Raw genomic sequence first — 12071 nt, forward strand, 5'->3', positions numbered from 1 at the left:
GGCGTTTACTCCTTCGTTGCAAAGCGTTCGATGGCAGCCTCGCCGTGCGCGGGCAAGTCCTCACTATTGGCGAGCGCAACCAGCGGGTCGGTTAGACCTCGAAGTGCCTGCTCGTTGTACTCAATCTGCTGCACCGATTTCAAGAAAGCATGCACGTTCAATCCCGACGCGAACCGCGCTGTACCGCCGGTAGGTAGAACGTGGTTGGAACCGGCAATGTAATCACCCAGCGGAACCGGCGAGTACGGGCCCACAAAAATGGCGCCCGCATTACGGATCTGCTTGGAATCCTTAAGAGCGTTTTCCGTTTGGATCTCCAAGTGCTCTGCACCAAACGCATTTGCCACAAAAATCGAGTGTGCAACATCCTTGGTGAGTACTATCGCGGACTGGGGACCGCCCAGTGCTGTCTCAATACGCTGTGCGTGCTTCGTCTGTGGAACCATCCGCGCCAGCTCTGCTTGGACCGCCTGCGCGTGCGCCACCGAATCCGTAATCAAAACCGAAGCAGCTGCCGGATCGTGTTCGGCCTGCGAAATCAGATCGCGCGCCACGAAGCGCGGATTCGCCGCCTCGTCGGCAATAATAGCGATCTCTGTCGTACCAGCCTCCGCATCAATACCAACCACCGACTTCACCGCGCGTTTTGCAGCGGCAACAAAAATGTTGCCCGGCCCCGTAACTACATCGACCGGCTCCAAAACACTGTCATCAACCTCGTCGCTGAATCCATACGCGAACGCTGCTATCGCCTGCGCCCCGCCCATGGCATAGACCTCATCGATGCCCAAAAGCTCGCAAGCCGCCAAAATCGTTGGGTGAGGTAGACCGTCGAACTCCCTTTGCGCCGGGCTTGCAATCGCGATCGAATCGACTCCCGCAACCTTTGCGGCAACAACGTTCATGACCACCGAGGATGGGTAAACAGCCAAGCCGCCCGGCACGTACAGGCCGACTCGTCGCACCGGAATCCAGCGCTGCCGCACAAAGCCTCCCGGCACTACCTCAACCACGCGCTCCATGGGGAGCTGCGCCTCATGCCCAATCTGATTGTTGCGAATCGAGATTTCCAAACCCGCGCGAACCTTTGAATCAAGCCCCGCTAACGCATCTTGCAAAGCCGACCTCGGCACGCGAATATGAGTAGGTTCCACTCCATCAAACTGAGCGGTCCACCTGCGAACAGCTTTCGCCCCGTGAGCGCGTACATCCTCAATAATCGGCCTCACTTTTTCTAAAGCGCCTTCAACATCGAGAGAAGCGCGCGGCAGTCTTTCAGAAAGCTCGCTGGCGCTAAGCGAAATCTCACGCAGGTCAAGTATGTTCATCATGCCTTCTACTTTAGGGTTTTTACGCCCCGAATGCGCCGGCGGACAAAAACGTGGAACGCACTTGCGGGCCTTACCTGGCATAATGACCTCATGAGTATGAGGCCGCGTCATGCAAAAGACACACCCGAAATCAACTACTGGTGGGTACTCGTCTTTGCCGTAACTTTCACCGCGCTGTGCTGGATCCTTTATACACCCGCAGACGGCTCTGCCTCCGGAATCCTAACGACCTTGCTAAACCGCGTCAGCGAACTCCTGCCCGCACTGAACCTCACCGACTCAGCCGGATTAGACAAGATTGTTCATTCGAGCGCATTCGCCATGGTCACTGCCGCAGCGCTACTGACCGGATGGCGTAGAGACATTGTCATTGGACTCAGCATTATCCACGCAGGCCTGTCCGAAATCATCCAGGCCTACTTCATCCGCGGGAGGACCGGGCAGGCCCTAGACATCGTGGCAGACGTGGCAGGCATCCTCATCGCGTGGCTAATAGTGGCGCTACTAGTTAAGAAAGAGGAAACACATGAATGAGCGCGAAATCCGAGTCCGCGGCGAAATTCGCCTAGGCCAGCTGCTAAAACTAGCCGGATTAGTGGAAAACGGCGGAGAAGCGCGCGTGGTCATACAGGAAGGCTACGTTAGCGTAGACGGTGAAATAAACACTCGCCGCGGTGCCCGCCTCAAGGACGGTCAAGTCGTATCCATCGACTACGGCGGTGAAATCGAATCAGTCATTGTCCGCGCCGAAAGCGAATAGCCCAGCAACCTGGTGGTGGCTCCCAAAGCCGCCACCATTTTCTATTAGCGCAACACTCCCGCCCCAAGGGCCGCCTTCAAATCCGCAAAAAAAGACGTATTCGAATCGACGTTGAAAGACGGGTCAAACTGCACCAATGTGGGCTTCTCCCCCGGCCTCAAAATCCTTAGTTGCACCGGACACGGCCCCGGATAGCCTGAAATAATACTCTTCAAATCGGTCAGTACCGGCTCCGTGCACCTGTGAACCGGAAGCTCCAAAACCACGGGCGCATTACCGTCCTCACCCAAATCAAGCACGGTCATCGACATGCCATTAATCGTGCGCTCGCGGTCGCGTTCTTTCACCCGTCCCTCCACCTGCACTACAAGATCGGTAGCGAGGATGTGCGGGATCGACTCGTATGAGCGAGGGAAGAACAAGACGTCGATTGATCCGGATAGGTCCTCAACCGTGACTATCGCCCACAGCTCACCCTTGCGGGTAGTCTTTACATCAACTTTTGTAACGAGGCCGGCAACCTTCACATTTTGGTTATCCATGCTGCCTTCGCCGTGGACGATGCCACCAATAGTCATGTCCTGGTATCGAGCAAGCGCGCGGTGAATACCCGAGAGCGGATGGTCCGAGACGTACAGGCCGAGCATGTCGCGCTCATACTGGAGCTTCTCTCGCTTGGACCACTGCGGAATGTCGGGGATCTCCACCTGGAGAACTGACGCGCTTTCACCGCCCATCGCACCGAAGAGGTCGAACTGGCCGATGGACTCGTTGCGCTTCAGTTTAACGGCCGAGTCTACTGCCTCCTCGTGCACTGCCACAACTGCCCTGCGGTTTTCCTCCAGAGTGTCGAACGCACCCGCCTTGATGAGGGACTCGATAGTGCGCTTGTTACACACCCGAACCGGAACCTTGTCCAAGAAGTCAGCGAAAGACGTGTACGCGCCCTTCTCATCACGCGCTTCCTCAATGCCGTCCACCACGTTCGCACCCACGTTACGGATTGCGGCAAGACCAAAACGAATATCACTATCAGCCGGGGTGAAGTTCGCAGCCGACTCATTAACGTCCGGCGGCAAAACCGTAATTCCCATGCGGCGGCACTCAGAAAGATACAGCGCGAGCTTATCCTTCTTATCCCTATTCGAAGTGAGGAGGGCAGCCATGTACTCGGTGGGATAGTTAGCTTTCAGCCAAGCCGTCCAGTAAGACACAAGACCGTATGCGGCCGAGTGAGACTTGTTGAACGCGTAGTTCGAAAACGGAACGAGAATGTCCCACAGGGTCTTCACCGCGTCCTCGGAATATCCGCGTTCAATCATGCCCTGATGGAACGGACCATATTCCTTATCGAGGATTTCCTTCTTCTTCTTGCCCATCGCGCGGCGCAACAAATCTGCTTGTCCAAGCGAGTAGCCGGCAACGCGCTGGGCAATAGCCATAACCTGCTCTTGGTAAACGATGAGGCCATAGGTAGTGCCCAGAATATCCTCAAGAGGCTCCGCCAGCTCGGGGTGAATAGGCACGATCTGTGCGCGCCCATTCTTACGGTCCGCGTACTTATTATGCGAGTCCGCACCCATCGGACCGGGACGGTACAGGGCACCCACAGCTGAAATATCTTCGAAGTTATCCGGATGCATACGCTTAAGTAGCTTTTGCATACCGTCACCATCAAGCTGGAATACACCTAGCGTTTCACCGCGTGAAAGTAGCTCGTACGTCTTTTCATCATCGAGGCCAATATGGTTTAAGTCGGGGCGCTCCTTGCCATTCTTCTCAATATTGTCGAGCGCATCCGAGATCACCGTGAGGTTGGTGAGCCCCAAGAAGTCCATCTTTAGCAGGCCCAGAGTCTCACACGTTGGGTAATCAAACTGGGTGATTATAGCCCCGTCCTGTGGACGCTTCATTAGTGGAATGATCTGTTGCAAAGACTCCGAGGACATGATCACCGCGCAGGCGTGCACGCCCCACTGGCGAGTCAGGCCCTCAATGCCTTTGGCAAGCTGAACCACCTCGTGGGTTTCGGCATTCTCCTGGTGGAATCGGCGGAACTCGGCGGCCTCCTCGTACCGGGGATCTTCCGGGTTGAAAATACCATTTACCGAAATATCCTTACCCATGACCGATGGCGGCAGCGCCTTGGTCAACTGGTCGCCCAAGTTAAACGGCTTGTCCAAAATACGCGCCGAGTCTTTCAGCGCCTGCTTGGTTTTAATCTTGCCGTAGGTAATAACCTGCGCCACGCGATCCGAACCATACTTCTCAGTCACGTAGTCGATGACCTCACCGCGCCTACGCTCATCAAAATCGACGTCGAAGTCAGGCATTGACACACGTTCAGGATTCAAGAAGCGCTCGAACAGGAGGCCGTGGTTCAGCGGGTTCAGATCGGTGATCTGCATCGCGTATGCCACCATCGAGCCTGCACCGGAACCACGACCGGGCCCTACCCTAATGCCTTGTTCTTTTGCCCAGCGAATGAAGTCTGAAACGACGAGGAAGTAACCGGGAAAGCCCATTTGAGTGATGATGCCGACCTCGTACTCGGCCTGTTTGCGAACGTCTTCAGGAACACCGCCCGGGAAGCGGTAGTTCAGGCCCCGTTCAACTTCCTTTACAAACCATGAGGTCTCGTCTTCTCCCGCAGGAACCGGGAACCGGGGCATGTAGTTAGCGCCTTCGCCAACCGTGGTGAAATGAACGTCGCAACGCTCTGCGATTTCCAACGTAGCATCGCATGCGTCAAGTGCATCTTGCCAGTCCCGACGCATCGATTCGGATGAGCGAATGTAGTAGCCCGAGCCGTCAAATCGGAAGCGGTCTGGATCTGCCAACTTCGAACCGGAGTTAATACAAAGCAGCGCATCTTGAATATCGCGATCATCAGCCGTCACGTAGTGCGCGTCATTGGTGACGATCTTCGGGGCCTTCAGATGCTCGGCGAGGCGGAATAAGTCGGTGCGAACACGGCGTTCAATCTCAATGCCGTGATCCATCAACTCGATGTAGAAGTTGTCTTTACCGAAGATATCCTGCAGACGACCAGCTGCGGCAACCGCCTCGTCCCACTGTCCTAGACGAAGACGCACCTGCACCTCGGACGAAGGGCAACCCGAGAATGCGATTAGGCCAGAGTGGTGGCGTTCCAACAGTTCCATGTCGGCGCGCGGCCACTTACCCATCTGGCCATCAAGCGAAGCACCAGATCCAAGGCGGAAAAGGTTATGCATTCCCTCCGTGGTTTCAGAAATGAGGGTCAGGTGTGTGTAGGCGCCGCGAGCGGAAACATCATCATCCTTTTGTGACTCGTCTCCCCAACGCACACGCGTTTGGTCAAAACGTGACGTGCCCGGCGTCATGTACGCCTCGAGGCCGATAATTGGTTTTACGCCATGCTTCTTCGCCGCCGCGTAAAACTCGTACGCTCCAAACAGATAGCCGTGGTCCGTGATTGCGATTGCGGGCTGACCAAGCCTTGCAGCCTCCTTAACCATGGGAACAATTTTGGAAGCCCCATCGAGCATCGAATACTCGGTGTGATTATGAAGGTGAGCAAACTGTGGAACGGACATAGGGTCAGTCTATGCTAGCTAAACTCTCGAAGAAACTTCAGGACGGGTTGCGAAGTTGCTCTAGGACCTGTTCCAGATCCGGTGGGTAAGGTGCGGTAACACTCATTCTTACCGCAGTGCGCGGGTGCGTAAATTTCAGTTCCACCGCGTGTAACCACTGCCGTTCCAACCCCAGCTCTTGGGCCTTACGCTCATCCGCACCATAAAACGTGTCGCCAATCAAGGGAGTATTAATTGACGAAAAATGGACACGGATCTGGTGGGTACGTCCCGTCTCCAGCTCCACCTTTACCAACGTTGCACCCGGTAAATACTCCAGCACTTCAAAATGGGTAATCGCTCGGCGGCCCGAAGCCACAATGCCCATCCGCCATTCCTTTGACGGATGGCGTGCAATCGGAGCATCAATCGTTCCTTTAGCCGGTTCCAAATGTCCAGTAACGAGGGCATGGTAGATCTTGTCCACCGTGCGCTCTTTAAATGCGTGCTTCAGCTTGGTATAGGCAAGCTCTGACTTAGCCACCACCATCGCGCCAGAGGTGCCCACATCCAGGCGATGCACAATGCCCTGGCGCTCCGGCGGACCCGAAGTAGAAATACGATAGCCCGCGGCCTCCAGGTTTCCAATCACCGTGGGCCCATCCCAGCCCGGACCCGTGTGCGCGGCGACCCCCACCGGTTTGTTTACAACAACTACGTCCTCGTCATCGTAAAGAACATCCATGCCCACCACCGGCGCAGGAGCCTTCTCCTGCACCTGCATATTGACCGAAATCATTTGGCCAAATTCCAGCCGCTGGCCTTTCTTAGCAGCAACCGAATCGACCTCGATCTCTCCTGCTTCAATCATCTTGCCAACAGCGGAACGCGATAGTCCCAGCATTCGGGAGAGCGAAACATCGATTCGCTCCCCCACAAGGCCGTCCGGAACAGGCAAGAAGCGTGTTTCACTCACTGCCTCTCACCACCGAGATCACGGTTGAACGGCACTTCAAGAACTGCCAGCAAGAACATTGAAGCTGCCGCAACCACGATGTAAATATCGGCAACGTTACCTACAAACCAGCCGTTCCAATTCAGGAAATCAACCACGTGTCCCATTCCAAACGAAGGCGGCTGAATCAGGCGGTCAATCAAGTTTCCAATTGCCCCACCAAAAAGAAGAGCCATCGATAGCAACCACGGCGATGAAGAAACCTTGCGAACGTAGTACAAAATCACCACGATTATCGCAATAGCTATGACCGTGAAAACCCACGTAGCGTTATCCAGCAAAGAAAAAGCGGCGCCAGGATTGTGGACGAGTTGAAAACTAATGAACGAACCAATAAAAGGGTCAATCTGATCGGTGGACAGGTTATTCAAAGCCCAGACCTTGCTCACCTGATCCGTACCCACCGCTAGAATGGCAACCACGTAAAAGATGATGCGGGTCTTAAAACTTTGTGTCACCTGTTGCATTCGATAACCCCCAAATAATAAGACAAAGCGGGGGCGACGCACGTCGCCTCCGCTTTGTCGGAACAGTTAAAACTAGTTGGCAACTTCCGAGAGGAAGCTCTGTAGCTGTTCACGCAGACGAGTGCGGTACTCAGCCTCAAAGCTCTTCAATTCGTTGATCTTGCCCTCTAGCATGCCGCGATCAACGTCAAGCTGGTTGAGGATCGAGTCGCGCTTATCTTCAGCCTCCGCCACGATCTTGCTTCCCTCTTCGCGAGCCTCAGCAATAATGCGCTCGCCTTCCTCACGACCATCGCGCACGTACTCATCGTGAACGCGCTGGGCCAGAGCCAACATCGAGGTTGCATCTTCCGGCGTGGAGGTCGGAGCTGCAGCCGTCACGGGGGCGGGAGCTGGTACCGGCTCCGGTTCGGGCTCCGGCTCGGGCTTGACTTCCTCCACTGGCTCAGCAACAACTGGCGCGGGCGCGGAGCCCGACTCAGAACCCTCAAGCTCTTCAACGCGAAGCTGCGCTGCTTCAAGCTTTTGCTTTAGCTCCGTATTCTCAACCTGGAGAGCGTAGATGGTTTCAACTACTTCGTCGAGAAACTCATCAACCTCGACCTGGTCGTATCCCTCACGGAACTTCACCGACTGGAAAGTCTTATTCAAGACATCCTCTGTCGAAAGCAGTGCCATTTCTTCACCTCTATATCTAAATGGGATTTGTACAGCGCTAGCCTCCAGACAATAATTTTGTCCACAGCACGCGCAGTCAAACTTTTTCTATCTCATAGACTACAGAATTTCATTGTAAGTGTGCACCTACATGAGCAATCTCGCAATTTCTCCCAAAATTACTACACCCGCAAACAGGACAATAAATCCCACGTCGAGAGAGATCTCGCCAAGCCGCAATGGAGGAATGAAACGGCGCAAAAAACGCAACGGTGGATCCGTAAGGGCGTAAATAACGTTCAGGAGCACAAGGAGCACACCGCGTGGCTGCCACTGCGGGCTGAAGAACTGAACCCAGTCAAAAACCAGCCTAATGAGTAGCACCAGCGTGTAAATCGAGACTAATAACGATAGCGCCTGTCCGATGTACCAAGACAAGTGTTAAAACCTACCTTTAGAAACCCAAGCCCGACTTGTTTGCGAACAACGGCTCGTTTGCGAACGCGTGCTTTTGCTGACCTTCCTCAACCTTCACAGATTCTGGCGTGAGGAGTATTACTCCCTCCACTACCTGCTCCATAGATCCTCCCAGCGCGAAAGCAAGACCAGCGGTGAAATCGACGATTCGCCGGCCTTCCGCATCATTCACCTTCGAAAGGTTGATAATCACGGGAACGCCATCACGTATCGCGTGGCCAATGCCCTCAGCGTCCGCGTAGGAGGCGGGAGTCAAAGAAACAATACGGTTGATGTCCAGGCTTGCACTTCTGGAAGAAACGATCTCAGGGCGAGGTAGCGGGGTTACTGACTCCGGCTCCGAAAAAGTCGGTTGCGACAAATCAGAATCGTCAAACACCTGATCCTCATCCTCGTCGTATCCGCGCCAGCCAAAGCGTTCCATTGCGCGGTTCAGTGCATCACCCATGTCATTCCTCCCAAGGCAACAAAAGTTTGAGCTGCTCTTAAAGTAATCGAGTTGCCGCAAAATATACGGTTTTGAGGCGGCGTGTCACATCCCCACGCGCTTTTCATGCCCGATACTCAACAGTCGCTGTGACAGGCCCCGTCGCGCGGCTAGTCGAGGACCACCCAACCCACCTGTCTGCCGCATTTTGGATTGCGCCTATACGAGTTCAAATCATCAGATTCGAGCGTGCATGCATCGTCAATTTTGACATCTCCCACATGCTCCAAGTCGCGTAAAACTGCTGCACGAACGTCGAGTGCCCGAGTGCCCCATCTAGACTGCGTAGCAATTTCCGGCCGTATGGACACCGTCTGGGCAAACACTTCCTCGCCCACCTCATAACACACCCCGCAAATACTCGGGCCCACCACGGCCTTTATATTGCGGGGCGAGCAGCCCATGCTAGTCATCTGCGAGACAGTCTTTGCAACGATGAAAGCCTTCGCACCTGCTCGCCCCGCGTGTACCGCAGCTACCACGCCTGCGGCCTTGTCGAACAGCAGCACAGGAACACAATCTGCTACCTGCACTGCCAGTGCGACACGGTCCCTAGTTATCACTGCATCAGCAGTGACCGAATTGTCCAGGCCGGATTCCTCCTGCCCTACCACACACACGATGTCGGAGTGAATCTGGTTCATCCACACCACCGGCGCGCCAATCGAATCTGCAAGTGCCTGTCTGTCGGCCAGCACAACGCTACGCGGCGCACCCGTATTCAAACCATAGTTGGGACTCGAAAGAGCCCGCCCTACTTGAGTCGGGTTCGTCACGGCCCTCGTAAAGCCAAAACGAACCCGACCGGAGGAGCTATTCATTAACGCAAGAAGTCCGGAAGATCTAGCTGATCCTTCGAATCGTCCTCATCAAAAATGCGGGGAACTTCGAAGCGGTCCGAAGATGGCTCTTCTACCGGCTCGCTACGCCGCGGCGTTGCCGAAGGGAAGTTCGATTCACGCGTCGGCGGCTTCACCTCCGCGCGGTGCGCTGGCTGAGCCGGCTGGGCCGACTGCGCCGTGGGCAAAGAACCGAGTGGCCGCTCATAAGCGGGTTTTTCTACCGGCTCCGATGCTTGCACAGTGCGAGTCGGAATTGCCGGCGCAGGCTGCGCCGATGCCTCCTCCTCGTCAAAACCAGCGGCGATAACGGTAACGCGCATCTCGTCGCCAAGCGAGTCGTCAATAACGGTACCGAAAATGATGTTGGCTTCCTCGTGGAGAGACTCACCGATGAGCGAGACAGCAGCATTGATCTCGGCAAGACCCATGTCAGAGGCACCCTGCACGTTGATCAGAGCGCCGTGTGCACCATCAATACGGGTTTCGAGGAGCGGGGACGAAATCGCAGCCTCAGCTGCACGCAATGCGCGATCTTCGCCCTGCGCCGTACCGATACCCATAAGAGCGGTGCCCGCACCTCGCATAATCGTATTCACATCGCGGAAGTCTACGTTCATGTCACCCGCAACCTTGATGATGTCAGTAATGCCCTGCACGCCGGAACGGAGCACATCGTCGGCAATGCGGAATGCGTCAAGGTACGAAACATTCTTGTCGGCAATCTGGAGCAGACGATCATTTGGAATGATGATCAGAGCATCAACTTCCTTACGCAGATCCTCAATGCCCTGCTGTGCAACCTGGCCGCGACGAGGCCCCTCAAAAGCAAACGGGCGAGTAACAATACCCACGGTCAAAGCGTCGAGCGAACGCGCAACACGTGCCACAATCGGAGCCGCACCCGTACCCGTTCCACCGCCCTCACCGGCGGTAACGAAAACCATGTCGGAGCCCTCAAGTGCCTCCCTGATGGTATCTTCGTTCTCTTCAGCCGCCTTTCGGCCAACCATTGGATCAGAGCCGGCTCCAAGGCCGCGCGTTAGCTCATCTCCCAGGTCAATCTTGACTTCTGCGTCAGACTGCAAAAGTGCCTGCGCATCCGTGTTCATCGTGATGAATTCAGCGCCCTTAACACCGGCGCTAATCATGCGGTTAACGGCGTTACAACCGCCGCCGCCTACGCCCACGACCTTAATAACGGATTGGTAGTGTGCCTCGTTCACTCGTGATCCCCTTACGTCTGTCTCGCCTGGCCTAAACCTTAAGTTGAAGGTTTAAGTTTTGGCTCATCGTTGCACGCAGAAGATAAACGCGTTTCACGTCGGTTTCAAACACTGTTATGGGCGTGTCGCAACCTATTTTCCCGGCCGCACTAAACCCTTGAATTTTCACCTTTAATGGTCCGACACTTACCGACCGATAAGCCCCGCTTAAGATCCTTGCAATGCGGGATTAGAACTACGAAGTTACCGGGCGAGCGGGAGTAGACACGTCGTACACCTGGGCGGGACGCTGGTCCAGCAATAGCTTGAGCACCTGCGCCTTCAGCTGCGAGTCACTCTCATCGCCCCACTTGATGATGCGCCCATCCAAGGTGCGCATCTCTACGCTCGTCGGGTACGCGGTATACACCGTGATCTGCTGGGAAAGTTCTGCAGGTAGTTCATCCTTCACCGTAGCCACCCGCGCAACAGCCGCCGCCCGTTGCTCCTGCGACTCGATCTTTACCTCCACGATCGGCAAGCTCTCCGGCACGTCTGACGAGGAGCGCAACACCACGCCCTCGCGATCAATCACGTTGTATCCCTCATCGCTTTTCTCAGCAGCCATGGGTGTGCGCACCGTTATTTTCACGTTGAGTCCGTCCGGCCATGCGCGGGTGATTTCGGCTGCATCCACCTGAGCGATGCTCTCCACCTCACTTCGCGCGGCATTCATCGAAATGCGTGGGAGCGGCACATCCACAAAACCCGCAAGTTTCTCTTCAACGACCTCGGCGGTCACATCTTCATTCAGACCCGAAATCTTGATTTTCGAGGCTGTTAGCGCAAAGAACGGCGAGAAGAAAACTGCCCATACTACGACGGTTACCAGCAAAACCGCTGCGAATGCAATGCCCACGCGGGTGAGGATGGCACTACGGCGAGCGCGTTTCATTTCCGCGCGACGCACATTCAAACTGATTGTGTTTTTCTGGGAACCAAAAACCTCTGTGGCGCGCCGCGACGTGAAGTACTTTTGCAAGCTAGAGCTACGCGAAGGTTTGGATTTGTGTACCGAAGGATCGAACGTATCTTCTTCTGGTGCACCCGAAGATACTTGGTTCGACTTTTTTGCACGAGTAAAGCGCGTAAGGCTTAGACGCGATGAGGACTTCGGTTCTTCTGGCGCGCCTTCTGAAGACTTTTGATTAAAACCCTCAACCGGCTTTGACATAGAGGGATTGGACCTTCCAAGGCGCTCAGCATCGACCCCTCG

The 12071-nt window shown here is 55.2% G+C and carries 12 protein-coding genes; 2 read left to right on the top strand and 10 right to left on the bottom strand.

Annotated elements, in window-relative coordinates; translation table 11 throughout:
• Window positions 1-5: 5 nt before the first annotated feature.
• Entirely contained in the window at window positions 6-1331 is a 1326-nt protein-coding gene (gene hisD / locus HMPREF1628_RS07270) for a histidinol dehydrogenase (protein ID WP_034510434.1), read from the bottom strand.
• A 90-nt stretch (window positions 1332-1421) separates the two neighbouring features.
• Here hisD and HMPREF1628_RS07275 point away from each other — a divergent pair, with 90 nt between their 5' ends.
• Window positions 1422-1865 (top strand): VanZ family protein, encoded by a 444-nt coding sequence (locus HMPREF1628_RS07275; protein ID WP_034510319.1) that lies wholly within the window; start codon window positions 1422-1424, stop codon window positions 1863-1865.
• Window positions 1858-2091 carry an RNA-binding S4 domain-containing protein gene (locus tag HMPREF1628_RS07280; RefSeq protein ID WP_034510320.1) on the top strand — a complete coding sequence of 78 codons (234 nt, stop codon included), beginning with the start codon at window positions 1858-1860 and terminating at the stop codon, window positions 2089-2091. Before HMPREF1628_RS07275 ends, HMPREF1628_RS07280 begins: the two co-directional genes overlap by 8 nt.
• Window positions 2092-2135: 44 nt before the next feature.
• On the opposite strand, the gene dnaE is transcribed toward HMPREF1628_RS07280, so the two are convergent.
• From dnaE to HMPREF1628_RS07325, 9 genes are all read right to left on the bottom strand, one after another.
• On the bottom strand, window positions 2136-5669 hold the full coding sequence (gene dnaE / locus HMPREF1628_RS07285; RefSeq protein WP_034510321.1) for a DNA polymerase III subunit alpha: 3534 nt from the start codon (window positions 5667-5669) through the stop codon (window positions 2136-2138).
• A gap of 37 nt (window positions 5670-5706) precedes the next feature.
• Window positions 5707-6624: an RluA family pseudouridine synthase gene (locus HMPREF1628_RS07290; protein ID WP_034510322.1), complete on the bottom strand. Its 918-nt coding sequence runs from the start codon at window positions 6622-6624 to the stop codon at window positions 5707-5709.
• A complete protein-coding gene (gene lspA / locus HMPREF1628_RS07295) occupies window positions 6621-7130 on the bottom strand; it encodes a signal peptidase II (RefSeq protein ID WP_052038982.1) in 510 nt (169 codons plus the stop codon). The genes HMPREF1628_RS07290 and lspA overlap by 4 nt, the downstream gene beginning before the upstream one ends.
• Before the next feature lie 72 nt (window positions 7131-7202).
• The gene (locus HMPREF1628_RS07300) at window positions 7203-7808 is read right to left on the bottom strand and encodes a DivIVA domain-containing protein (protein ID WP_034510324.1); all 606 of its coding nucleotides are present in this window, start codon (window positions 7806-7808) and stop codon (window positions 7203-7205) included.
• 126 nt (window positions 7809-7934) lie between these two features.
• Window positions 7935-8225, bottom strand: coding sequence for a YggT family protein (locus HMPREF1628_RS07305; protein WP_034500753.1), 291 nt, complete (start codon window positions 8223-8225; stop codon window positions 7935-7937).
• A gap of 16 nt (window positions 8226-8241) precedes the next feature.
• Window positions 8242-8712, bottom strand: a complete 471-nt coding sequence (locus tag HMPREF1628_RS07310) for a cell division protein SepF (RefSeq protein WP_052038983.1) — start codon at window positions 8710-8712, stop codon at window positions 8242-8244.
• 149 nt (window positions 8713-8861) lie between these two features.
• Window positions 8862-9572, bottom strand: coding sequence for a polyphenol oxidase family protein (locus HMPREF1628_RS07315; protein WP_084703319.1), 711 nt, complete (start codon window positions 9570-9572; stop codon window positions 8862-8864).
• Complete coding sequence (gene ftsZ / locus HMPREF1628_RS07320; RefSeq protein ID WP_034510326.1) at window positions 9572-10816, bottom strand: cell division protein FtsZ; 1245 nt, start codon at window positions 10814-10816, stop codon at window positions 9572-9574. Before ftsZ ends, HMPREF1628_RS07315 begins: the two co-directional genes overlap by 1 nt.
• Window positions 10817-11051: 235 nt before the next feature.
• Window positions 11052-12029: a cell division protein FtsQ/DivIB gene (locus tag HMPREF1628_RS07325; protein WP_034510329.1), complete on the bottom strand. Its 978-nt coding sequence runs from the start codon at window positions 12027-12029 to the stop codon at window positions 11052-11054.
• Between the last annotated feature and the right edge of the window lie 42 nt (window positions 12030-12071).

This window comes from Actinomyces sp. S4-C9, assembly GCF_000758775.1.
Classification (GTDB): domain Bacteria; phylum Actinomycetota; class Actinomycetes; order Actinomycetales; family Actinomycetaceae; genus Gleimia; species Gleimia europaea.

What these genes read in the sequence shown, in the direction of transcription:
- HMPREF1628_RS07300 (WP_034510324.1), bottom strand. Translation starts at nt 7,808, where the DNA reads ATGGCACTGCTTTCGACAGAGGATGTCTTGAATAAGACTTTCCAGTCG.
- hisD (WP_034510434.1), bottom strand. Translation starts at nt 1,331, where the DNA reads ATGATGAACATACTTGACCTGCGTGAGATTTCGCTTAGCGCCAGCGAG.
- HMPREF1628_RS07315 (WP_084703319.1), bottom strand. Translation starts at nt 9,572, where the DNA reads ATGAATAGCTCCTCCGGTCGGGTTCGTTTTGGCTTTACGAGGGCCGTG.
- HMPREF1628_RS07280 (WP_034510320.1), top strand. Translation starts at nt 1,858, where the DNA reads ATGAATGAGCGCGAAATCCGAGTCCGCGGCGAAATTCGCCTAGGCCAG.
- HMPREF1628_RS07310 (WP_052038983.1), bottom strand. Translation starts at nt 8,712, where the DNA reads ATGGGTGATGCACTGAACCGCGCAATGGAACGCTTTGGCTGGCGCGGA.
- HMPREF1628_RS07275 (WP_034510319.1), top strand. Translation starts at nt 1,422, where the DNA reads ATGAGTATGAGGCCGCGTCATGCAAAAGACACACCCGAAATCAACTAC.
- lspA (WP_052038982.1), bottom strand. Translation starts at nt 7,130, where the DNA reads ATGCAACAGGTGACACAAAGTTTTAAGACCCGCATCATCTTTTACGTG.
- dnaE (WP_034510321.1), bottom strand. Translation starts at nt 5,669, where the DNA reads ATGTCCGTTCCACAGTTTGCTCACCTTCATAATCACACCGAGTATTCG.
- HMPREF1628_RS07325 (WP_034510329.1), bottom strand. Translation starts at nt 12,029, where the DNA reads ATGTCAAAGCCGGTTGAGGGTTTTAATCAAAAGTCTTCAGAAGGCGCG.